The 21775-nt window shown below is 55.6% G+C and carries 21 protein-coding genes; 9 read left to right on the top strand and 12 right to left on the bottom strand.

Annotation, left to right across the window (positions count from 1 at the left end):
* Positions 1-66: 66 nt before the first annotated feature.
* On the top strand, positions 67-792 hold the full coding sequence (locus tag B145_RS0107015) for a GntR family transcriptional regulator (protein ID WP_026258909.1): 726 nt from the start codon (positions 67-69) through the stop codon (positions 790-792).
* 77 nt (positions 793-869) lie between these two features.
* Here B145_RS0107015 and B145_RS0107010 read toward each other — a convergent pair whose 3' ends face one another.
* From B145_RS0107010 to B145_RS0106990, 5 genes are all read right to left on the bottom strand, one after another.
* Complete coding sequence (locus B145_RS0107010; RefSeq protein ID WP_018606211.1) at positions 870-1868, bottom strand: NAD(P)H-dependent glycerol-3-phosphate dehydrogenase; 999 nt, start codon at positions 1866-1868, stop codon at positions 870-872.
* Positions 1865-2323, bottom strand: coding sequence for an SH3 domain-containing protein (locus tag B145_RS0107005; RefSeq protein ID WP_018606210.1), 459 nt, complete (start codon positions 2321-2323; stop codon positions 1865-1867). Before B145_RS0107005 ends, B145_RS0107010 begins: the two co-directional genes overlap by 4 nt.
* Positions 2324-2335: 12 nt before the next feature.
* On the bottom strand, positions 2336-2803 hold the full coding sequence (secB, locus tag B145_RS0107000) for a protein-export chaperone SecB (protein ID WP_018606208.1): 468 nt from the start codon (positions 2801-2803) through the stop codon (positions 2336-2338).
* 78 nt (positions 2804-2881) lie between these two features.
* Complete coding sequence (grxC, locus tag B145_RS0106995) at positions 2882-3151, bottom strand: glutaredoxin 3 (RefSeq protein ID WP_026258907.1); 270 nt, start codon at positions 3149-3151, stop codon at positions 2882-2884.
* Positions 3151-3567 carry a rhodanese-like domain-containing protein gene (locus tag B145_RS0106990; protein WP_018606205.1) on the bottom strand — a complete coding sequence of 139 codons (417 nt, stop codon included), beginning with the start codon at positions 3565-3567 and terminating at the stop codon, positions 3151-3153. Before B145_RS0106990 ends, grxC begins: the two co-directional genes overlap by 1 nt.
* Before the next feature lie 173 nt (positions 3568-3740).
* On the opposite strand from B145_RS0106990, the gene gpmA reads away from it, so the two are divergent.
* The 4 genes from gpmA to B145_RS0106970 are packed head-to-tail and all read left to right on the top strand — an operon-like array spanning position 3741 to position 7734.
* Complete coding sequence (gene gpmA, locus B145_RS0106985) at positions 3741-4490, top strand: 2,3-diphosphoglycerate-dependent phosphoglycerate mutase (RefSeq protein WP_018606203.1); 750 nt, start codon at positions 3741-3743, stop codon at positions 4488-4490.
* Positions 4490-5761, top strand: a complete 1272-nt coding sequence (locus B145_RS0106980) for a murein hydrolase activator EnvC family protein (RefSeq protein ID WP_018606202.1) — start codon at positions 4490-4492, stop codon at positions 5759-5761. The genes gpmA and B145_RS0106980 overlap by 1 nt, the downstream gene beginning before the upstream one ends.
* A gap of 26 nt (positions 5762-5787) precedes the next feature.
* On the top strand, positions 5788-7221 hold the full coding sequence (locus tag B145_RS0106975; protein ID WP_018606200.1) for a S41 family peptidase: 1434 nt from the start codon (positions 5788-5790) through the stop codon (positions 7219-7221).
* 60 nt (positions 7222-7281) lie between these two features.
* A complete protein-coding gene (locus B145_RS0106970) occupies positions 7282-7734 on the top strand; it encodes a hypothetical protein (RefSeq protein WP_018606198.1) in 453 nt (150 codons plus the stop codon).
* A 62-nt stretch (positions 7735-7796) separates the two neighbouring features.
* Here B145_RS0106970 and hslO read toward each other — a convergent pair whose 3' ends face one another.
* The gene (gene hslO, locus B145_RS0106965; protein ID WP_018606194.1) at positions 7797-8651 is read right to left on the bottom strand and encodes an Hsp33 family molecular chaperone HslO; all 855 of its coding nucleotides are present in this window, start codon (positions 8649-8651) and stop codon (positions 7797-7799) included.
* Positions 8648-9001 (bottom strand): arsenate reductase, encoded by a 354-nt coding sequence (locus B145_RS0106960; protein WP_018606191.1) that lies wholly within the window; start codon positions 8999-9001, stop codon positions 8648-8650. The genes hslO and B145_RS0106960 overlap by 4 nt, the downstream gene beginning before the upstream one ends.
* Positions 9002-9147: 146 nt before the next feature.
* Between B145_RS0106960 and B145_RS27315 the strand changes: the two genes are divergently transcribed.
* Positions 9148-9774 carry a hypothetical protein gene (locus B145_RS27315; protein WP_018606190.1) on the top strand — a complete coding sequence of 209 codons (627 nt, stop codon included), beginning with the start codon at positions 9148-9150 and terminating at the stop codon, positions 9772-9774.
* 60 nt (positions 9775-9834) lie between these two features.
* Here the strand turns inward: B145_RS27315 and B145_RS0106950 are convergent, their stop codons facing one another.
* From B145_RS0106950 to dapC, 5 genes are all read right to left on the bottom strand, one after another.
* On the bottom strand, positions 9835-10275 hold the full coding sequence (locus B145_RS0106950; RefSeq protein ID WP_026258905.1) for a response regulator: 441 nt from the start codon (positions 10273-10275) through the stop codon (positions 9835-9837).
* Positions 10276-10508: 233 nt separating this feature from the next.
* Positions 10509-11438, bottom strand: a complete 930-nt coding sequence (prmB, locus tag B145_RS0106945) for a 50S ribosomal protein L3 N(5)-glutamine methyltransferase (protein ID WP_018606186.1) — start codon at positions 11436-11438, stop codon at positions 10509-10511.
* An 86-nt stretch (positions 11439-11524) separates the two neighbouring features.
* Positions 11525-12715, bottom strand: a complete 1191-nt coding sequence (locus B145_RS0106940) for a PilT/PilU family type 4a pilus ATPase (protein ID WP_018606185.1) — start codon at positions 12713-12715, stop codon at positions 11525-11527.
* A 51-nt stretch (positions 12716-12766) separates the two neighbouring features.
* Positions 12767-13591: a 2,3,4,5-tetrahydropyridine-2,6-dicarboxylate N-succinyltransferase gene (gene dapD / locus B145_RS0106935; protein WP_018606183.1), complete on the bottom strand. Its 825-nt coding sequence runs from the start codon at positions 13589-13591 to the stop codon at positions 12767-12769.
* Between the two features lie 63 nt (positions 13592-13654).
* Positions 13655-14842: a succinyldiaminopimelate transaminase gene (dapC, locus tag B145_RS0106930; protein WP_018606182.1), complete on the bottom strand. Its 1188-nt coding sequence runs from the start codon at positions 14840-14842 to the stop codon at positions 13655-13657.
* 162 nt (positions 14843-15004) lie between these two features.
* Here dapC and smc point away from each other — a divergent pair, with 162 nt between their 5' ends.
* From smc to ligA, 3 genes are read left to right on the top strand one after another with little or no spacing between them, the layout of a single operon-like run.
* Positions 15005-18529: a chromosome segregation protein SMC gene (smc, locus tag B145_RS0106925; RefSeq protein ID WP_026258904.1), complete on the top strand. Its 3525-nt coding sequence runs from the start codon at positions 15005-15007 to the stop codon at positions 18527-18529.
* A gap of 54 nt (positions 18530-18583) precedes the next feature.
* Positions 18584-19702, top strand: a complete 1119-nt coding sequence (locus tag B145_RS0106920; protein WP_018606177.1) for a cell division protein ZipA — start codon at positions 18584-18586, stop codon at positions 19700-19702.
* Positions 19703-19728: 26 nt separating this feature from the next.
* Positions 19729-21759 (top strand): NAD-dependent DNA ligase LigA, encoded by a 2031-nt coding sequence (gene ligA, locus B145_RS0106915; RefSeq protein WP_018606175.1) that lies wholly within the window; start codon positions 19729-19731, stop codon positions 21757-21759.
* Positions 21760-21775: the final 16 nt, after the last annotated feature.

The following is a 21775-nucleotide window of genomic DNA, read 5'->3' as shown; positions in this document are numbered from 1 at the left end:
TTGCTTGTATGCTAGTATACAAGAAGCCAAAACACAATCGCTTTGGTTTTATCCAGGGGGCTCTGCATGACAACACCACTGCCAATTATTGCTGGGACGCGTATGGCCTTACAGATCGCCGAGCGACTGCGTGAAGAAATCGTTTCTGCTGCGATTCTCCCAGGGCAGGCTCTGTCCGAAACAGACTACGCCACCCTCTATGGGGTGAGCCGACAACCTGTACGCGAAGCCTTCATACGCCTTGCCGCAGACGGTTTGCTTGAAGTGTTGCCACAGCGTGGAACCTTCGTCAAAAAAGTGTCCATCAAGACAGTGGCGGATGCCCGTTTTGTGCGGGAGGCGGTTGAAGCAGCGATTGTGGTAGAAGCCTGCCAGCGTGCTACACCCGCTGATATTGCTATGTTGAAGCAGATCATTGATTCGCAAACCGAGTTGCTGGAGCTTGAAAGTTCAAAGAGCGCATCGGCTGATGAGGTGATGAATCGTGCGATGGCAACCGGGTTCCTCGCGCTGGATGAGGCCTTTCACCGTGCGTTGGCCAAGGTTGCCAAACGCGAAACGGCCTGGGCGTTTGTCGATCGGCTCAAAGTGCAGATGGACCGTGTGCGCTACCTGAGCTATCAAGAGGCAACACCTGCCGAGCGCTTGGTTGCGCAGCATGCGACCATCGTTGAGGCTATCGCCCAGCGGGATGTGGCTTTGGCGAGCGCGGATATGCATATCCACTTGGCAGAAGTGGTGGGGGCCTTGCCTAAATTGCGCGAGCGCATGCCAGATATGTTTGAAGACTGAACGGCGGATTCTGATCCCAGCATAGAAAAGAGCGGCCCAAGGGCCGCTCTTTTGCTACCAAGGACCTTTAAAACCGTTCAATTTTCGGTTTTTGGGTCACGGCCCATCAGTAGTTCCACCGCATCACGGGGCGAGAGCTTCCCGGTGAGTACTTCGTGTACTGTGCAAGTGATCGGCATATCGACGCCCAATTCACCTGCACGGCGAACGATGACCTGGGTTGTCAACACCCCTTCTGCTACATGGCCCAAAGACTGGAGAATTTCGCCCAGTTGCTGGCCTTCTGCCAACTCAAGACCGACGCGACGATTGCGCGATAAATCTCCCGTAGCGGTCAGGATGAGATCCCCCATGCCGGCCAAACCCATCAGGGTATCGCGCCGTCCGCCCATGGCTTCGCTCAGACGAGCCATTTCCGCCAGCCCACGGGTGATGAGTGCTGCACGGGCGTTGAGGCCAAAGCCAAGCCCATCGGAAATCCCGGCGGCAATGGCGAGGACGTTTTTGACCGCACCACCAATTTCTGCACCAATGATGTCATCGTTGGCGTACAGGCGCAGCCGTGGCAGATTCAGTTCTGCAACCCAGGCTTTGGCAAATTGCATGTTTGTTGAGGCAAGGGTGATGGCGCAGGGCAATCCTTGCGCAACTTCCACTGCAAAGCTTGGACCTGTCAGCGCGCCAAAGCCTACGCCCGGTGCCAGATATTCTTCTGCTACTTCATGAGGAAGCTTGCCAGTTTCTGCTTCAAACCCTTTACAAACCCAGAGCACGGGAAGCTTGTTCCACTGCCCGGCCAGGCGCTGGATGGTCGGGCGCAAACCCGCCACGGGGGTGGCGATGATCGCGATGTTCGCACCGCTGCAGGCATGGGTAAAGTCAGGGGTGACTTCCAGCGCCTCATCAAACGGGATGCCGGAAAGGAATTGCTGATTGGTGCGTTCCTGGATCATGGTTTGCGCATGCGCGCTATCAATGGTCCACAAACGTACATTGTGATGATGGGAACTGAAGGCGTTCGCCAGCGCGGTGCCCCATGCACCGGCGCCCAAAACTGCAATACGTGCCACGCTCAAATTCCCCAGATAGCCTTGATCGAAATATAACCGCTTTGTCCGTCGCGATGCTTGACTTTGACCCAAGCCTTGTTGGGCTTTTCCTGGATCTCAAGCAACACGTCTTTTGCTACGGAAAATGCCTGAGGGGCCGCATCCTCAGGCTGTTGCCGCACAACCGCAGTGGATTGTGTGACGATGACTTGTTTAGCGTCTGTGACTTGGTTTTTTTCAACCCAACCCAGGCCGCCGCCCGCCTCACGGATTTTGACCCATTTATCAACGGCTACCACCACTTCAACCGGAGTGCCACGCAACAGGATGAACTGTGGCGTGGCTTGACGTGAAGCTCCGTCGTACACGATGACGTTTTCGCCAATGTTGCGGTAGTCGATTGCACTTGCTGCGGTAGAGGCAAATAGCCCAACAACAGCACAAAGCGTTGTGCATGCTAAACGCAGGTGGTGGTAGCTCATACTTGCTCCCTGTTATTGCACAGGTACGTCGGCGCCGCCTTGTTGCTGGGCCAGCTCTTGTTGGCGTGCAGCGTAGAGGCCTTCGAAATTGACCGGGGCCAGCGGGGCCATATGCATGCCGCCGCGAGCCACTGCGTCGGAGATGGTTTCGCGTGCATAGGGGAACAGGATGTTGGCACAGCCGATCATCAACACCGGTTCAATGTCGCCTTCCGGAATGTTGCGGATCTGGAAGATGCCGGCTTGTACGGCTTCAACCAGGAAAGCGACCTTGTCTTCACCAATCTTGGCGTTGACAGTCACCGTCAGGGCAACCTCATAGAAACCATCGCCGACCTGGGTGGCTGTCGTCCCCAGCTCAATGCCAACTGTGGGGGCTTCTTGCTCCAGGAAAATAGCAGGGGCGTTCGGAACTTCCAGGGAAAGATCCTTGATGTAGAGTTTTTCAATATTGAAAACGGGTTGCTCGTTTTGTTCCATGTGCAGAAGTCCAATGAACAGGGTGTAAAAGTTGATGAGGTTATCCGACCTGCGTGGGCATGTTGGTGCCGTGCGTCGTCAGGCTTTGTTGGCAATGCCCAGAAGCGAGTCGAGCTTGCCGTCTTTATCCATTGCATAAAGATCGTCACAGCCGCCCACGTAGGTTTCACCGATAAAAATTTGGGGAACAGTGCGTCGGCCTGTGCGGCTGATCATCTCGTCCCGTTTTTCCGGCTCAAGATCAACGCGGATTTTTTCGATGTTGGTCACACCTTTGCGCTGCAAGAGCTGCTCGGCCCGCACGCAATAGGGGCAGACCCCGGTGGAGTACATGAGTACGTTTGGCATTATGCAGGCTTCTTTGTGTTGATCGGCTGGCCCGCATCACGCCAGCCAGCAATCCCCCCAGCCAAGCTGAAGGTCTGCTCAAACCCGGCTTTACGAAGGATGCCAATGGCACGCATGGAGCGATTGCCGGAGGCACAGACGACCACAACAGGCTTGGCACGATACTTTGCGAGTTCGTCTACCCGTTTTTCCAACTCATCAAGGGGAATGTTGCGTGCGCCATTGATGTAACCCGCTTGGTATTCATCGCTGTTGCGAACATCCAACAACAGGGCGTTTTGCCGGTTGATCAGCAGCACCGCTTGCGCAGTAGAAACAGAATTTCCAGCCGCACCGGTGAACATAGGGTAGACGAGCATGGCGCCGCTCACGAGGGCCAAGGTGATCCAAACAAGGTTGCTTTGTACAAAATCCATATGATTTCAAAGTGTTGCAGTCAAATCGGGCAGCTATCCGTGATTTGCATCAAGATGCTACAGGAGCTCACACCCACAATGGGTTGATCCGATACAATAACACTTTTGAGCACTCGCGCGCTTGTCCGCGTTTGTTACTGGTTTTTTTGTTCTCTACTTTATAGGTCATAGATATGTACAAGATCGTATTGATGCGCCACGGTGAATCAACGTGGAACCTGGAAAACCGTTTCACCGGTTGGACGGACGTGGATCTGACCCCGCAAGGCGTGCAGGAAGCGATTGCCGCAGGCCGTCTGCTCAAGGAAAAGGGCTTTGCATTCGACATCGCCTTTACCTCGGTGCTCAAGCGTGCCAACAAGACCCTGAACGTTGTGCTCGAAGAACTTGAGCAACTGTGGATTCCCGTTGAGCACAGCTGGCGTTTGAACGAACGCCACTATGGCGCCCTGCAAGGCTTGAACAAGGCCGAAACAGCCGCCAAGTTTGGTGATGATCAAGTGTTGGTGTGGCGTCGTTCCTACGACGTGCCGCCGCCTGCGCTGGAACTGGACGACCCCCGCATGGGCGACAAGGAAGCCCGCTACGCTGATATGAAGCCGGGTGAATTCCCCCGCACCGAATGCCTGAAGGACACCGTGGCCCGCTTCGTGCCGTACTGGTTGGAAACCATTGCGCCGGTGGTCAAGAGTGGCAAGCAAGTGCTGATCGCCGCCCACGGCAACAGCCTGCGCGCCCTGATCAAGTACCTGGACAATGTGTCCGATGACGAAATCGTCGGCCTGAACCTGCCGACCGCCCAGCCGCTGGTGTATGAGCTGGACGCTGACCTCAAGCCCATCAAGCACTACTATCTGGCTGATCCAGAAGCTATTGCAGCCGCTGTGGCTGCTGTGGCCAACCAAGGCAAGGCCAAGGCCTGATGAAGCGCTTCGCTGGATTGCTGTTGGGGGTTCTGTTGGGCATTGGGATGCTATCAGCAGCCTTGGCCGCACCCAGTGAAGAGCGAAAGCAGGAACTATCCGTCCTGAAGGAAAAGATCCGCAGCCTTCAGGACGAGATAGCCAAAGGGGAAGAGACGCATGATGAGGCTGCCGACGGCTTGGCCGTGGCAGACAAGGCAATCTCTGCTGCGCAACGCCGCTTGCGTGAAGTGTCTTCGCAGCGCAGTCAGGCAGAAGAAAATCTGGCCAATCTCGGGGTGCAGCGTGAAGAGCTGGAAAGAACCCTGGCAGAAGCACGAAAATCGCTGGGAGATGCGATCTTCCGAATTTATGTTGAGGGTGGGCAGGCAGGGGTGCGTCGCTTTTTGAGCGGCGATGAACCCAATCAGCTGGCCCGTGATGCCTATTATCTTGAACTGATCGCACGCCAACGAATGGTGAGCATTGAGAACTCCCGCAAGGCATTGCAGGATCTCAGCGGCATCATTGCCCAAGTGGAGGCCCGCAAAGCGGAATTGGCGCTGCTTGAAAAGGAACATCGTAACGGGCAAGAGACCCTGCTGTCTGAACGCAAGAAGCAAAGCGAGGCGCTTGCCCAGATTTCCGTACAGTTACGCACGCAGCGCAAGCAGATGCAGACGCTGCAACAGAATGAATCCCGCATAGAGAAGCTCCTTAAAGGCTTGGAGCGCATTTCGCGCGAACCTTCTACGCCCAAGAAACCACCGCTTGCAGCCAATTCGCCCCCCGGTGTTACCAAACCAAGCAAGCATGTGACACCACCCGTCACAAGCTCTTCGGTGACTCACGTTGAAGCCGATACGGCCGTTGTTGAGGCGCCAGCCACAGGTAATTTCGCTACCTTGAAGGGTAAGTTGCACTGGCCTGTGCGGGGAGAACTAAATGGACGTTTTGGGGCTCAAAGGGCAGAAGGTGGAGCACAGTGGCATGGTGTCTTCATCCGGGCAGGAGCTGGGCAGGATGTCAGAGCTGTGGCTGCAGGCAAGGTGGCGTTTGCCGATTGGTTGCGCGGTTTTGGTAACTTGATTATTGTGGATCATGGGGACGGTTATATGACCGTCTATGGTAATAACGAATCATTGTTCAAAAGCCCAGGTGAGGCTGTGACAGCAGGCGAACCCATTGCGAGTGTCGGCGCAAGTGGGGGGCAGGATGAATCCGGTTTATACTTTGAAATACGATACCGTGGTCAGGCACAAGACCCAGCCAAGTGGGCTGCAGGTAGGTAAGGCGCAAAATCTCTAACGGAGAAGTGATGAGCAGCAAATTGAAGCAGTTCGGTTTGGTTCTGTCAGGCGTATGCCTGGGGGTTTTGATCAGCCTGAATTATTCGGCCAATGCCACACGGGAAACGCCAGTGGCCTTGCCCGTGGAAGAAGCAAGGAATCTTGCTGACGTGTTCAATGCCATCAAGCAGTATTACGTTGAACCCGTTGAAGACAAGAAACTGATCAGTGATGCCATCAGCGGTATGGTCTCCGGGCTGGACCCACATTCAGTCTATCTGGATGCTGATGCGTTGAAGGATCTTGAGGTCAGCACCAAAGGTGAATTTGGTGGTTTGGGGATCGAAGTCAGCATGGAAGATGGCTTTGTGAAGGTCGTCTCGCCCATTGAAGATACCCCGGCTTTCCGCGCAGGGGTGAAGGCAGGCGACCTGATCGTCAAGCTTGATGATCAGGCCGTCAAGGGCATGTCCTTGAATGAAGCTGTCAAGCACATGCGCGGCAAACCCAAGACGCAGATCGTGCTAACGATCGCCCGCAAAGGGGAGAATAAACCCATCATCCTGACGCTGACCCGCGAGATCATTAAGGTACAAAGCGTGAAATCCAAGCTCATTGAGCCGGGTTATGGTTACTTGCGGGTAACCCAATTCCAGGAGCAGACCACGGCTGATGTGGCACGGCACATGGAACGCATGTATAAGCAGGGACAGTTGAAGGGGCTTGTGCTGGATCTGCGCAATGACCCGGGCGGCCTGCTTAACAGCGCGATCGGTGTTTCCGCTGCCTTCCTGCCTGCCAAGTCTTTGGTGGTGTATACCGATGGCCGCACCGATGACGCGAAGCGCAAGTTCCATGCTGTGCCAGATGATTATATGCGTGGCTCTCGTGAGGACGTCCTCAAGGGGCTGCCTGAAGCATTGAAGAATGTGCCGATGGTGGTGATCGTCAATGGTGGCTCTGCCTCCGCGTCTGAAATCGTGGCGGGGGCCCTGCAGGACTATAAGCGTGCCAAGGTGCTGGGTATCCAGACCTTTGGCAAAGGCTCTGTCCAGACGATTCTACCTATCTCCAGCACGACCGGGATCAAGATCACCACGGCCAAATACTTCACGCCCACCGGTCGTTCGATTCAGGCGAAGGGGATTGTGCCTGACTATATTGTGGATGAGTCGCCCAATGGCAGCGGGGCTGATGTGTACCTTCGTGAGGCTGACCTGAGCCACCACTTGGCCAACCCGAATGATCCAAGTAGTTCGGCGCCTGCGGCAACCCCCAGCCAGTCCAAGCCCTCAAGCAAGGAGAAGGACAAGGAAAAGGGTGAAACCGAAAGCGTTCGTTACGAATTCGGTGGCAAAGGTGATTATCAGTTGGAACAGGCCATGAATCTGCTCAAGGGGTTGCCGGTTGCTGTGGTGCCAGTTGCAGCCAGCCAAAGTACTCCTGCTGGAGATAAGCCATAATGTAGATAACGGCCCCTGGCTCGGGGTGGTGGTGCGCTCTATCTGGATGGAGGTGTGAGCATGATGCGTCGTGAAACAGCTTATCGCATGGCTGGCCGCAATCATCACCATGAGGACATTCTTGACGACGCTTTGCGTCGTCAAGAAATCCGCTTCTCGGTGTTGCCGCCAGGGCAGGCAGAACGAGCCGTGGAACTGCTGTCCAGAATCCCCGGCTTGGGCGTAGCCCAGACACATACCGGGTGCGGTGTACGGATCAGTTATGATCTAGCCCATCACACGCTGCGCGGGGTCGAGGCGTATCTGGAAGGGCAGGGTTTCCATCTGGATGCATCCCTGTTCTCCAAGCTTAAACGGGCTTTGGTGTATTACTGCGAAGATACACAGTGCAGAAATGCCAAAGCGCCCCAGCGTCTGATCAAGCAGTCAGACCAGGTGTACATCAAGGCATATGAGCATCACCCTCACGGGGACCATGATGACACGCCTTTGGAGCTACGGGAAATCAAGTAATCCAGGTCAGTTTACGAAAAAGAGGGAGGCATGCAGCCTCCCTCTTTTGCATGGTTTTTAGCTTAATGCAGCGTTGGTTTGTCTTGGAAGAGGGCTCGTGCTTCTTCCTCTGAGAACCGGTAACTGTGGTTGGATATGTCATCATGGACCAGCACTTCGCCATGTTCTGCCAAGATGGCAAGCACCTCGGTTTCGCCTACGCTGCGAAGCATGTCACGGATCTTCTCCCAATCCGGCGGAAAGTTGTGCTGAAGTGCCTTGGGTTCAAATACCCGGACGCGTTCTTCCGCAAATACTCGGCGGAGCAATTCAATGGCATCCAGGCTTTGCAATTCTTCTAGCTTGATGGTTTGCGCCAACAGTGCGACGCGGTTCCAACCATCCTCATCCTTAAGGTCTGCCCCGGGGAGTTTCTGCAGGAACACGCCACTGGCGCGCTTGCTATCTGCGGCTAAAATCAGGATGGCAGGCTGCTGCTCCGATTGCACAAGGTAATGTTGGAAGATTTCACCAATGCTGTGGCCTTCCATCGGCACATAGCTCTGATAGGGTTGGCGCGCATCAGCATGATCCAGCGTCATCAGAAGCTGCCCGTCGCCCAGCAATGCCCCGGCGTTGGCTGCGCCATCCGGCAGATCACCATGTTTGGCATAGCCGCGCAGGTTCAGTGTCTCAGAGCAATCAATGACCAGTATCGAGATGTCGCCATGCCCCCTCAACTGAAAGGTCAGTCGCCCAGGTTGTTTGAGGTTTCCCGCGATCAAGGCAGAAACCGCGCACATTTGGCCGAGCAACTCGCTGACCACTGGCGGATAATGTCGCTGAGCCTGGATGTTTTGCCACACTGTGTCGATCTGGACAATCGCACCGCGAATATCCAGGTCTTCCAACAGGAAACGATGGATGGCGTCGTTCATTGTGCCTCCTTGTGCAAACGGGCAAGTTGTGCCTCGTCGTAGCCTACCCAAAGCTTCCCTCCTGCTTCAATGACAGGGCGCTTGATCAGACTGGGTTGTTCTTGCATCAGTTGCAGGGCGGTCTCCTCGGAAATGCCGTCCCGAACGGCTTCTGGGAGCTTGCGCCAAGTCGTACCTTTGGTATTGAGCAGCACTTTCCAGCCGAGCTGCTTGGCCCAAAGCTTGATCTGCTCATGGGAAATGCCGAACTTTTTATAGTCGTGAAACTCATAGGGGAGATTGTTGGCAGCCAGCCAATCAAAGGCTTTTTTCATGGTGCTGCATTGTTTGATGCCGTAGACCTTGATCATTGGTACATTTCAGTCTTTGTTCCAAAGGTGTGATTTTCGCATTGCTTTCAAAATCGCGCATGAAATTCACACGTTTATGAAGGAAGGGGCATTCAATGAGACAATACCCCCAACAGAGCCAGGACTGAGTTCAGGATAGGAACAGGATGAAACGATTCAAGTATTTGCTGTTGGCTGTTATCGCTTCCGGGCTGTGTGCCCAGCCACTGGTTGTGGTGGCCAAGACCCATCATGCAGCATCCCATGCCCAGGCAAGTAAGCAGAAGACTGCCTCCAAAACTGCCAGGAAAGAGAAGACGGGCACCAAATCCCGTGCAGAATCAAGAAAATCTAGTGGCAAATCCGTTACGGAAGCCAAGGGTAATACATCAAGCTGTCGGTCTGCCCGTACTCGGCGTGGTCGTCACCACAAGGCTTCCAGGGCATGTGCGGCTGAAGAGCCCGCGTTGAAGAGTCCGATTCAGGATACCGACCTGAACAAGCCTGCGCTCCAAAGAGGAGATGGCGAGAAGACTTCCGAGATCAAGGCGCGCACGGTGCCAGAGCGTGCTTATGCAGTTGATGGTGAGACATTTTTCTTCCAGGGACGGAAATTCCGCGTTTCTGGCCTATCTGGCGTTGATAGTAGTGAAATGGCCAAGCAACGCTTGCAAAAGGTGTTGGATGCCGGCGCAGTGGCCGTGGAGCCCGTCGGGTCGGAAGACGGGGGCGTATCCACTGCGGTGGTGCGAGTCGGGGGACGCAATGTTGTGGATTTGATCCCCAAGCCTTGAATCAGAGGAGATGGGGGAGGGCTGTGCACAGTGCGTAGCCATCTTCTCCCCTATGCCAAATCAGGTTTCCGCCAGCTCGTTGAGTGACAGCCAGTACTGCCCAAGCTGCCCGACTGTTGCCAGAAAGCGCTCGAAGTCTACCGGCTTGCGGATATAGCTGTTGGCCCCCATGTGGTAGGCCTCTTGGATATCCTGAATTTCTCGTGAGGTGGTCAAGACTACAACTGGCAGCAGGGCTGTTCGCTCATCAGCACGGATGCGGCGCAGCACTTCCAGACCGTCCAGACGCGGTAGCTTGAGGTCGAGGAATACAACGGCGGGCAATTGAGTGGTATCTCGATCCAGATGCTTGCCGGTGCCGAACAGGTAGTCCAGGGCGTCGATACCGTCTCGGGCAATCACTACTTCATTGGAAATCCGGTTTTTGCTGAGCGCTCGTAACGTAAGCGCCTCGTCGTCAGGATTGTCCTCTACCAACAGTATTGGTCGTTCTGTAGCCATGCTTGAAAACCTGTAATAACCGGTACAAGGGGTTATATCGACAGAAAGAGGTGAGGATTGAGCACAATTTCCCTTGACCATGCCGAAAGATTACGACAAAAGAACTAGGTTTGGATACAAAGGGAGATAAATGTCTTACCAACGGTAGTCAGGCGGCCTATGCAAAGCATCCTTCATATTTCGAAATAAAAAAGGGGCGCCATCCGGCACCCCTTGTATCAGGCGTGGGGCGTTCAGGCTGCAGGAAGCTGGTCTGCACGTAGCAGGAATACCTTTTCCTCTTCGCTGGCGTTGGTGAGCCAGACAAAATCCAGATCGGGGAAAGCGGCCTCTACAAGATCGCGGTTATGGCCTACTTCCACAACCAGAATGCCAGATTCGGTCAAATGCTGCCGTGCTTGGGCGATGATTTCTCTGACCACGCTCAGACCATCCACTCCACCAGCCAGGGCCAGCCGTGGCTCACGTAGGTATTCTTCTGGCAGATTTGCCATTGAATCATCGGTCACATAGGGCGGATTGCTGAGAATCAGGTCGTATTGCTCATCTCCAAGTGCTTGGAATACATCGGATTGAATTAGGCGGATCTGATCCTGCAGGCCATATTCATCCACGTTGATCCGTGCAACTTCCAGGGCATCTGGAGAAACATCAATCGCATCAACTTTGGCTTCGGGGAAATAGTGCGCCAGCAAGATTGCCAGACACCCGCTGCCCGTGCATAGATCCAACGCCGAGCGCACATCCTGCGGGTCTTGAATCCATGGCGAGAAGCCATCTTCCAAAAGCTCTGCACAGAAAGAACGCGGGATGATTACGCGTTCATCCACGTAGAAACGGAAGCTGCCAAGCCAGGCTTCATTGGTGAGGTAGGCGGCAGGCAGGCGGGTTTCAACGCGTTTGTGGATCACATCCAACACCTCTGCGCGCTCGTCCCCCGGTATGCAGGCATCCATAAAGGGCTCCAGGGTATCCAGCGGTAGATGCAGTGTGTGCAGGATGAGGTACACCGCCTCATCGAAGGCGTTGCTGTTGCCATGTCCAAAGTACAGATCGGCACGGTTGAAACAGCTCACTGCATAGCGAACGAGATCCCTGATCGTCACCAGTTCATCCAGTGGAGAATGGCTGTGTTCGTCTTCGTAGTGTTCATGGGAGGGCATGCTGACTCCAATTTTGGATGAAAATGGCTGGGGTAAATAATAAAGGCGGCTCAGTGGGCCGCCTGTGAATTCAAGTTGATGGCAACTCAAGCGTTCTGGGCTTCATCTTCATCCATATTGAAGCTGAAAGAACTGAACGATGCACCATCAGGTTCGGCAGGTTCGAAATCAACCATGGTTTGCTGCTCCGGTGTGCCTTTTGGCGCTTCTTCACCTTCGGGAGGCGCATTGTTGACCAACCAGGAGAAGTTGGTGGGCGAATCCGAGTTGGCCAACGCTTCTTCAAGGGTAACAATTTTCGCGCGATACAGGCGGAACAGATCCTGTTCAAAAGTCTGTGAGCCAGGCGCTAGTGATTTTTCCATGGCTTCACGCACCTCGTTAAAGGCGCCTTTTTCGATCAGTTCGGCTATCAGACGGGTGTTCATCATGATCTCGGCCGCTGGAATCCGGGTGCCATCGGGTTTCTTTACCAAGCGTTGCGAGATGATACTGCGCAAGGATACAGACAAGTCCAAGTGCAGCAATGGCCGGTTTTCCAGCGGGAAGAAGCTGCTGATCCGGTTCAACGCGTGGTGGGCGTTGTTGGCATGCAGGGTGGCAAGCACCAAGTGCCCCGATTGGGCATAGGAGATTGCCGCCTTCATGGTTTCCAGATCGCGGATTTCACCGATCAGGATGCAGTCTGGCGCCTGACGCATGGCGTTTTTCAGTGCTTCGGACCAACCGTGGGTGTCAAATCCGACTTCACGCTGGTTGACCAATGAGCGCTTGTGCTGGAACAGGTACTCGATTGGGTCTTCCACGGTCAGGATGTGACCAGGGACGAGCTGATTGCGGTAATCCAGCATTGATGCAATGGTGGTGGATTTCCCTGAACCTGTCGCCCCTACCACCAGCACCAGCCCACGCTTTTCCATGATGATCTCGGAAAGGACCGAGGGCAGGTTGAGTTTCGCCAGTTCAGGGATTTCCCCCTGAATATACCGCACCACAATGGCAATGCTGCTACGCTGCCAGAAGAAATTGATCCGGAAGTTGCCCAGCTCACGGCGGCCAAAAGAAATATTCAGTTCCCGATCTTTTTCAAATCGGGCAGCCTGTTCGGGCGAGAGCAATTCATCCGCCATGCGCTTGATGAGCGCGGGTTCCATGATCTGTTGGTTGATGGGAAGGATGACGCCGTTGATCTTGATATGAATAGGCGTTCCGGCCGAGACGAAAATGTCTGAGGCCTTCCGGTCTGCCATGAGCTGAAACAGCTTGTCAAAAATCATTCCCATTTCTCCAGCATGAGGGGGTTTTTTGTGCCCCCTCTGATTTTGATTTTAGTCGCGCAGCAGTTCGTTGATAGAAGTCTTGGAACGCGTTTGCGCATCCACCTTCTTGACGATCACTGCACAGTACAACGAATATTTCCCGTCAGCCGAAGGCAGGTTGCCGGATACCACCACAGAGCCCGCAGGAACACGGCCATAGTGGATCTGCCCTGTTTCACGGTCATAGATCTTAGTACTCTTGCCGATGAACACACCCATCGAGATCACCACGTTGTCTTCCACGATCACGCCTTCCACCACTTCGGAGCGCGCACCGATGAAGCAGTTGTCACCGATGATGGTGGGATTGGCCTGCAGTGGCTCCAGCACGCCGCCGATCCCAACGCCACCAGACAGGTGTACGTTTTTGCCGATCTGAGCGCAAGAACCCACAGTGGCCCAGGTGTCGACCATCGTGCCTTCATCCACGTAAGCACCGATATTTACATAGGATGGCATCAACACGACATTCTTGCCGATGAACGAGCCCTTACGCGCAACGGCATTGGGGACCACACGGAAGCCGCCATCACGGAAGGCTTGCTCGGAATAATCGGCAAATTTGGTCGGAACCTTGTCGAAGAAACGGGCGTCCCCGCCTTGCATGACCTCATTGTCGTGCGAACGGAAGTACAACAGAACGGCTTTTTTCAGCCACTGATGCGTGACCCAGTCGCCATTGATTTTTTCGGCGACGCGGAGTGTGCCATTGTCCAGTTCGTGAAGAACTTGGTCGATGGCCAGGCGCAGATCGCTGTCAACCGACGTGGGCGTAATGTCGGCGCGGCGTTCAAAAGCGGCTTCGATAATGGGCTGCAAAGCGTGCTGATGCATGATTGTTCCTGTTGTTTACAAGCAGTAGTGTGAAAACAAGACTAACTTTCGTGCGGTTGCAAGTTAGTCCAGATAGCGGGCCATGCGTTGTGCCGCTTCCACGCATTCGGCCACTGGGGCCACCAGCGCGATGCGCACAAATCCCTGACCAGGGTTGACGCCACGGGCTTCCCGAGCCAGGAACTGGCCCGGTAGAACCGTAATGTTGGCGTGTTCCAAAAGACGGCAGGCAAAGTCCGCATCATCGCCCCCTGGTACGCGTACCCACAGGTAAAAGCCCGCATCAGGCATCGTGGTGCCGAGCGCAGGTTGCAGGATGGGGACAACGGCTTCGAATTTTGCACGATACAGTGCGCGGTTTTCGCGTACGTGCACTTCATCTGACCACGCAGCAACGGAGGCAGCCTGGATCGGCCCACCCATGGCGCACCCATGGTAGGTACGGTAGCGCAGAAAACCCGCCAGCACTTTTGCATCCCCGGCCACAAAGCCAGAGCGCATGCCCGGCACATTGGAGCGTTTGGATAGGCTGGAGAATACGACCAAGCGGGGATAGCCATCCCGCCCCAAGGCCTGTGCGGCTTCCAGCGCACCGAGAGGAGGGTGCGACTCGTCGAAATAAATCTCGGAATAGCATTCGTCCGCAGCGATCACAAAGCCATATTTGTCGGAAAGTGCAAATAACGCCTTCCATTCATCCAGGCTCATCACCCTTCCAGTCGGATTGCCGGGGGAGCAGATGTATAGAAGTTGTACCCTGGCCCAATAGGCGTCACCGAGCGAATCCCAGTCAAAGCCAAAACCGTTTTCCGGCGTCTGGTTGAGAAATACCGGACGTGCGCCTGCCAGCAGTGCTGCGCCTTCGTAGATCTGGTAGAAGGGGTTGGGGCAAACCACAAGCGCGTCCTGTTTGGAACCATCAATCACCGCTTGGGCAAAGGAGAACAAGGCCTCACGCGAACCATTGACCGGCAAGACCTCGGTGGCAAAATCCAGGGACTTCAGGGCATAGCGCTTTTTCAGCCATTCGGCGATGACTTGCCTTAGCGCGTCATTACCTGTGGTGCTTGGATAGGCTGAGAGCGAAGCGAACGAATCGCTGATAGCCTGGGTGATCAAGGCAGGTGTGGCATGCTGCGGCTCCCCGATCGACAGGCGGATAGGGCGCTGCTCGGCAGGCGTGACACCAGCGAACAACTTGCGCAGCTTCTCAAAGGGGTAGGGGTGAAGTAGATCGAGGCGGGGATTCACGATGATGGTATGAGTATCAGTTCCAGCAGGTATTATGCCTGCCCGGCAGTCAGTGAAGGGGAAGCCTGTGGCAATGGGATGGTATTATAGCCCGCCTGTCGGGACTCTCCGACCCGCTAATCCGGCGGTTTTTTCAATTTCTTGATTCACCCTGTAGCTGACGTGCGACTCTCAAAACTCAAACTCGCCGGCTTCAAGTCCTTCGTAGATCCGACGGTAGTCATGACCCCGGGCCAACTCGTAGGCATCGTCGGCCCAAATGGCTGTGGCAAATCCAACCTGATCGACGCTGTGCGATGGGTGTTGGGGGAATCCCGCGCCTCGGCGCTGCGTGGCGAATCCATGCAGGATGTGATTTTCTCAGGTTCCAACACGCGCAAACCGGTTTCGCGTGCCAGCGTGGAACTGGTGTTCGACAATGCTGATGGTCGCGCCGCAGGGCAGTGGTCAACCTATGCTGAGATTTCGGTCAAGCGGGTGGTCGACCGCAATGGGGACTCCGAGTACTACATCAACAATGTACGGGTGCGCCGCAAGGATGTGATTGATCTGTTCCTGGGGACTGGCCTGGGGCCGCGTGCTTACGCGATCATTGAGCAGGGCATGATCTCCCGGGTGATCGAGGCTCGGCCAGAGGATGTACGGGCCTTTCTGGAAGAAGCTGCAGGTGTCACCAAATACAAGGAACGTCGCCGCGAGACAGAGGGGCGGCTTTCTGATGCACGCGACAACCTTGCCCGTGTAGAGGACATCCGGGCTGAGTTGGGGCTACAGATTGATCGTCTCTTTGGTCAGGCTGAATTGGCTAGGCGTTACAAAGACCTATCTTCAAGCCTGGGGCAGCGCCAGGTATTGCTCTGGCGTTTCAAGCACACCCAGGCCGAACAGGAACTGGAAAAGCTTCATGATGTTGTGATCAATCTGGCTGCCTCCATTGAGGCATCCAGTGCCAGCCTGCATGAAACGGATCATCAACTCATCGTGGCGCGTGAGCATCAGCAGGTACTCAGTGAGGCGCTTAACGCCGCGCAACGGGATTTTTACGCCATTTCCGCTGAAGTTTCCCGTGTTGAGAGCGAAATCAAGACCTTGCGCGATACCCATGCCCGGTTAAGCCAACGTGGCACACAGTTGCTGGCCGAAGAGGCGCAGTGGCGGGATCGTGAAGCCCGGTTGCATGAGGAACAGGCTGTTTGGGAAGAACGCCGCGCTGTTGCGCTGGGGCGCCTAGAGGTGGTTCAAGACTCTGTGGGTGAGAGCGAATTCCGCGTACCTGAGGCTGAGGCACTTTGGCAACAAGCGCGTGAAGAGTTGGAAATCCGCCGCCGTAGTCACGCCCAGGCAGAGCAGCAAGTTCGGGTGGCTGAGGCCAAACGTACTGCCAGCGCTCGTGCGCTGGAGAGTCTGGCTCAGCGACGGGAGCGCCTGGAGGGTGAGCGGCAGGGCTTGAATCCTGCGGACGAGGAAGCCCTGGCAACACTGGAAGGTGAAGTGGCCGGGCTCAGCGCCCATCAGCACGAAGAAGAAGCCCGTTGCGAGGCTTTGCAGGAACAGAGCGAACAGGCTTTGGACCACTTGCGGCAGGTTCGCCAGCAGACTGAGCAATTAGGCAAGGATCTGACCCAGCGCCATGCCCGCTTGGATGCGCTCCGTGGTTTGCAGGCACGCCTGCAAGGGCAAGGGGACCTGGGGGACTGGCTGAAGTCGCAGGACTTGGACGGCGCATCGCCTCTGTGGCAGAGCCTGCATGTGGAGGCCGGATGGGAGTTGGCGGTTGAATCCATTCTGCGGGAACGGGTAGCCGCGTTGGGGCCACTGGATGATGCGCATATTGCTGCGAGTCTGGCACAGGCCAGCCCCGCCAATATAGTGCTCTTGCGTCCGTTGGAAGATGTGCCCCCGCCTTCCGCCCCCCATTTCACCGCACGCAGTCTGTTTAGTCTGGTTCGTTGTGAGCGTGAAGATATTGCGATGCACCTGCGTTACTGGCTCAACGGATTCTACGCGGTGGATGATCTGGACTCCTGGCTGCAAAGCGGGCAGAACCTTCCTCCTGGCGTAACTCTGGTGAGCCGGAGCGGGCAGGCTTTGTCAGTGGGTGCCTTGACGCTGTTTGCGCCGGATGCGCGAACACATGGCGCGCTTGAACGACAACGGGAGATCGATGCACTGGAAGCTGAACTGGTGCCAGCCGAAGAGGCGCTGGCACTGGCGCAAGAGGCACTTGCCGAGGCTGACAGACGCTTCAGAGCGTTGCAGGATGAGCAGGCTGAATCCCGCCAGCGTGTCAAACAGGCGCAAGCCCGTCTACATGAGCGCACGCTTGATTTCGTCAAAGCCCAACAGGAACAGGCCCGACATGAGGAGCGCCTGTCTCAATTGGCGCGTGAGGTGGCAGAACTGGCCACGCAAGAAACCCTGGAGCAAGCTCATCAGGCTGAGGCGGAACTGGCCGGGGCGGAAGCCGAAGCACAGATGGAACTGTTCTTCGAGCAGGTTCAGGATGCACAGCGGCAAGTCGATGAAAGTGAACAGGCCTTGCGCGCCGTGCGGGAAGCCCATGCGGGCATTCAGCGGCAACGCCAGGAGGCCGAGTTTGCGGTGCGCGAAAGCGAAGTCAAGCTTGGGGATATAGAGCGCAGCCTTGCCTTGATGGTGGGTGAGCGTGAAAAGAATGCAGTTGAGCAGGCACGTTTGAGTCAGGAACAAGGCTCCTTGGATGAAGGCTCGGTTCAAACCGCTTTGCAGACAGCGCTGGATTTGCGTCATCAACGTGAAGAGGCTCTGAACGCCCGTCGTGAAGAGTTGGAAGAAGCACAACAGCGTTTGCGCGTACTCGAAGAAAATCGGGTGCGATTTGACCAGGCGCTTGGGCCCATGCGGGATAAAATCAACGAGATGCGCCTGCAAAGCCAGGCTGCGGAGCTTGCCCGTGATCAGGCACGGGAGCGCCTGGGTGAGCTGGGAGCGGACGTTATTGCGCTGGAACCCGCAGTGATGGCGGATGTGAAGGAAACCAGCCTGAGCCGGGAAGTTTCACGCCTGACACGCGAGATTGCCGAGATGGGGCCAGTTAATCTTGCTGCACTGGTCGAACTGGAGGCCGCCCGGGAACGCAGGCGCTTCCTAGATGCGCAGTACGAAGATTTGATGGGGGCCATTGATACCCTTGAGAGCGCAATCCGCAAGATCGACAAGGACACCCGCGAGCAGCTCAAAACCACGTATGAGACGGTCAATCGCCACTTCGGTGAACTGTTCCCTCGTCTGTTTGGCGGTGGCGAAGCCCAATTGGTGTTGGCTGGCGAAGAAATTCTGGACTCTGGGGTTAATATCGTTGCCCGCCCACCAGGGAAGAAAAACTCTTCCATCCACCTGTTGTCTGGCGGTGAGAAGGCATTGACGGCCATCGCGCTGGTGTTTGCAATGTTCCAGCTCAATCCTGCGCCCTTCTGTATGCTGGACGAAGTTGATGCGCCGTTGGATGATGCGAACACCGAGCGCTATTGCGACATGGTCAAACACATGTCTGCAGTCACCCAGTTTGTGTTCATCAGCCACAGCAAGATTACGATGGAGATGGCGCAACAGTTGGTTGGTGTGACCATGCAGGAGCAAGGCGTTTCACGCGTGGTTGAGGTAGATATGGAAGAAGCGCTTAAGCTTGCCCAACCAGTGGCCGCATAATGCGATAATCAGCGAAATGTTTCATGCGTATAAATTACAGCAAAGCAACCACCCATGATGTCTGGAAATGAATTGCAGTTTGGATTGATTTGCCTTGGTGTGCTGGCAATTGTTGGCGTGCTGATTTTCAATTTTTATCAGGATCGTCGTTCGCGCAAGCACGCAGAACAGGCTTTCCGCTCCACGCACCACGACGTGCTGCTTGATGATAACGGCGAGCCCAGCATTCCCCCTGCTCCCGGTGGGCGCATGGAGCCTGGTTTGCCACGGAGCCCTGCGGCCGCAGGAATGGCAAGTGCGGGCACGGCGAACACGCCACGCCCGGTGCTTGCTCGTGCTACACAGCCGGAGCTGCCCGGCGACGAGCATATGATCGACTGTGTTGTGGCAATCGATGCGCCAGCAGGGGTGTCATGCTCTGCGCTGTTTGCTGCTCAGCTTGAAGTCATGTCCGGCTTTGCCCGGTCCTTGCACTGGTATGGTTGGGATGATGCCGAGAACCAGTGGATCGAGATTGATGCCCATACTCCTGGAAGCCTGAACCGTGCCCAGGTTACGCTGCAATTGGCAGACCGCCAGGGCTGCATCGCCAACAATGAACTGGAGCGGTTCTATACGCAGTTGCAGCGTGTCTGCGACCAGTTCCTGGCTGTTCCCCGATTGCCGCAGCGTGCCGAGGTGCTGCAACGCGCAGGGGACCTGGATAAATTCTGCTCAGACGTGGACATCCAGATCGCCATCAATCTGGTGGCAAGCTCAGTCCCCTTTGTAGGGACCAAATTGCGCGGTTTGGCCGAAGCGGCTGGTTTGGTATTGGGTTCGGATGGTGCCTATCATCAACGCGATGAAGTGGGGAATGTGCAATTCACGCTTACCAATCTGGAGCCATTGCCATTTACACCAGAACAGTTGCGGCATCTTCAGTCAAAAGGCGTGGTATTGAGTCTGGATATTCCGCGCACGCTCAACCCCGCACATACCTTTGACCGGATGATCGCATTTGCCCAGCATCTGGCGGATGCGCTGGATGGCGTGCTGGTGGACGACAACAATGTCCCCTTGTCTGAACGCTCGATCAGCCTGATCCGTAGCCAGATATATCAATTCGAATTGCAGATGGAGCGTCAGGCAATTCCTGCCGGTAGCCCGATGGCGCTGCGCTTGTTTGCCTAGCTATTCTTCTCGGTTATCATCGGCGGATGGATAATTCATCTCCCCGTCAAGATCAGGAGCGTGCCGAGTTTTTGCGTGCCACGCTCAACCGCTACGCGCATGCATATTACGTACTCGACAACCCTTCGGTGCCGGATGCGGAATATGACCGCCTGTTTCGTGAGCTGCAAGCCATTGAGTTGGCGCACCCGGAATTGATCCGGCCAGATTCCCCTACGCAACGCGTAGGGGGGGCGCCGCTACCAGAGTTTTCAGAAGTCACGCATGCGGTGCCCATGCTTTCGCTCAACAACGCCTTCAGTGAAGAAGACCTGATTGCGTTTGATAGGCGTTGTCGTGAAGGCTTGGAGCAAGAGAACCTTACTTACGCCACTGAACCCAAATTCGATGGCCTGGCCATCACCCTGATCTATCAGGATGGTTTGTTTGTTCAAGGGGCAACCCGTGGCGATGGGATGAGTGGTGAGGATGTTACCCAGAATCTGCGCACCATTGGCGGCATCCCTTTGCGCCTGCAAGGGGACGATTTACCCAGCGTGCTTGAGGTGCGTGGTGAAGTCTTGATGTTCCGGAAGGACTTTGCTGATCTCAATACTCGCCAAGCCGCCCGTGGGGAAAAGACTTTTGCCAATCCGCGCAATGCTGCCGCAGGCAGCCTGCGTCAGCTTGATTCCCGCATTACAGCACAACGCCCCCTGAGTTTCTTCGCCTATTCGGTGGTTCGCCTGGAAGGCGCGGCGGCGCTCCAATCTCATAGCGAGACCATGGCAGCCTTGAGCAAGTGGGGTTTTCCGGTTTGCTCACTGAGGGCTACCGTGCAAGGCGCTGACGGCTTACTTGGTTATTACCGCAGCATTGAGGCGCAGCGTGATGGGCTCCCGTTTGATATTGATGGGGTGGTCTACAAAGTCGACAGCTTTGCGTTGCAGGAAACATTGGGTTTTGTGTCGCGTGCGCCACGCTGGGCGATTGCTCACAAATACCCTGCACAGGAAGAACTGACGGAACTGCTTGATATCGAAGTTCAGGTTGGCCGCACAGGGGCGATCACCCCAGTGGCTCGCCTCAAGCCGGTATTCGTGGGGGGGGTGACTGTTACCAATGCAACTTTGCATAACGAAGATGAAATCCGGCGCAAAGACCTGAAGATTGGAGATACGGTGATTGTCCGCCGTGCAGGGGATGTGATCCCTGAAGTGGTTGCCTCTGTGCCCGAAAAGCGTACCGGCAGTGAGCGTGAGTTTATTATGCCAACAGCGTGTCCGATTTGCGATTCGCATATTGCCAAGAGCGAAGACGAGGCGGTGGCGCGCTGCACGGGTGGATTGTATTGTCAGGCACAACGCAAACAGGCGCTGCTGCACTTTGCTCATCGCCGTGCCATGGATATCGAAGGCTTGGGTGACAAGATAGTGGATCAGCTGGTGGATGCCGATCTGGTCAAAACGCCTGCGGATATTTATGCGCTGACCGTCGAGAAACTCAGCCAGCTTGAACGCATGGGTGAGCGTTCGGCGCAGAATCTTTGCGAGGCCATCGAAAAGAGTAAGCAAACTACGCTGGCGCGATTCATTTTTGGCCTGGGGATTCGCAACGTGGGGGAGACGACGGCCAAGGATCTGGCTCGGCACTTCGGTAAACTCGAAACCCTGCTGGTCGCCGATGAGGCCGTCTTGCTCCAGGTTTCAGATGTTGGCCCTGTGGTGGCCCAAAGCATCGTGCAGTTTTTTTCTGAAACGCACAATCAGGATGTCATACAGGCTTTGCGCAGCACCGGAGTGACTTGGCCTGAGAGCGAACCTGCTGCGGCAAGCTCTACCGAGGGGATTTTGGCCGGAAAAACGCTGGTGCTGACGGGTACGCTGCCAACGATGAGTCGTGATGAAGCCAGTGCGCTTATTGAGCAACACGGCGGCAAGGTTAGCGGTTCGGTTTCCAAGAAAACCCATTATGTGGTTGCTGGTGCAGACGCAGGCTCCAAACTGGTCAAGGCGGAATCACTCGGTGTCCCGGTACTGGATGAAGCCGGTTTTCTTGCATTGATAGGCCAGTCATAAAGCTGCCCCATAAAAC

The organism is Uliginosibacterium gangwonense DSM 18521, from assembly GCF_000373965.1.
Classification (GTDB): Bacteria; Pseudomonadota; Gammaproteobacteria; order Burkholderiales; family Rhodocyclaceae; genus Uliginosibacterium; species Uliginosibacterium gangwonense.
The sequence above is the reverse complement of the archived record's forward strand: the minus strand, read 5'-3'. Positions and strand labels throughout refer to the sequence as shown.

Bases quoted from the DNA above. Each gene is read 5' to 3' on its own strand.
- B145_RS0107015 (WP_026258909.1), top strand. From the start codon at position 67: ATGACAACACCACTGCCAATTATTGCTGGGACGCGTATGGCCTTACAG.
- B145_RS0107005 (WP_018606210.1), bottom strand. From the start codon at position 2,323: ATGAGCTACCACCACCTGCGTTTAGCATGCACAACGCTTTGTGCTGTT.
- secB (WP_018606208.1), bottom strand. From the start codon at position 2,803: ATGGAACAAAACGAGCAACCCGTTTTCAATATTGAAAAACTCTACATC.
- grxC (WP_026258907.1), bottom strand. From the start codon at position 3,151: ATGCCAAACGTACTCATGTACTCCACCGGGGTCTGCCCCTATTGCGTG.
- B145_RS0106990 (WP_018606205.1), bottom strand. From the start codon at position 3,567: ATGGATTTTGTACAAAGCAACCTTGTTTGGATCACCTTGGCCCTCGTG.
- gpmA (WP_018606203.1), top strand. From the start codon at position 3,741: ATGTACAAGATCGTATTGATGCGCCACGGTGAATCAACGTGGAACCTG.
- B145_RS0106980 (WP_018606202.1), top strand. From the start codon at position 4,490: ATGAAGCGCTTCGCTGGATTGCTGTTGGGGGTTCTGTTGGGCATTGGG.
- B145_RS0106975 (WP_018606200.1), top strand. From the start codon at position 5,788: ATGAGCAGCAAATTGAAGCAGTTCGGTTTGGTTCTGTCAGGCGTATGC.
- B145_RS0106970 (WP_018606198.1), top strand. From the start codon at position 7,282: ATGATGCGTCGTGAAACAGCTTATCGCATGGCTGGCCGCAATCATCAC.
- hslO (WP_018606194.1), bottom strand. From the start codon at position 8,651: ATGAACGACGCCATCCATCGTTTCCTGTTGGAAGACCTGGATATTCGC.
- B145_RS0106960 (WP_018606191.1), bottom strand. From the start codon at position 9,001: ATGATCAAGGTCTACGGCATCAAACAATGCAGCACCATGAAAAAAGCC.
- B145_RS27315 (WP_018606190.1), top strand. From the start codon at position 9,148: ATGAAACGATTCAAGTATTTGCTGTTGGCTGTTATCGCTTCCGGGCTG.
- B145_RS0106950 (WP_026258905.1), bottom strand. From the start codon at position 10,275: ATGGCTACAGAACGACCAATACTGTTGGTAGAGGACAATCCTGACGAC.
- prmB (WP_018606186.1), bottom strand. From the start codon at position 11,438: ATGCCCTCCCATGAACACTACGAAGACGAACACAGCCATTCTCCACTG.
- B145_RS0106940 (WP_018606185.1), bottom strand. From the start codon at position 12,715: ATGATTTTTGACAAGCTGTTTCAGCTCATGGCAGACCGGAAGGCCTCA.
- dapD (WP_018606183.1), bottom strand. From the start codon at position 13,591: ATGCATCAGCACGCTTTGCAGCCCATTATCGAAGCCGCTTTTGAACGC.
- B145_RS0106920 (WP_018606177.1), top strand. From the start codon at position 18,584: ATGATGTCTGGAAATGAATTGCAGTTTGGATTGATTTGCCTTGGTGTG.
- ligA (WP_018606175.1), top strand. From the start codon at position 19,729: ATGGATAATTCATCTCCCCGTCAAGATCAGGAGCGTGCCGAGTTTTTG.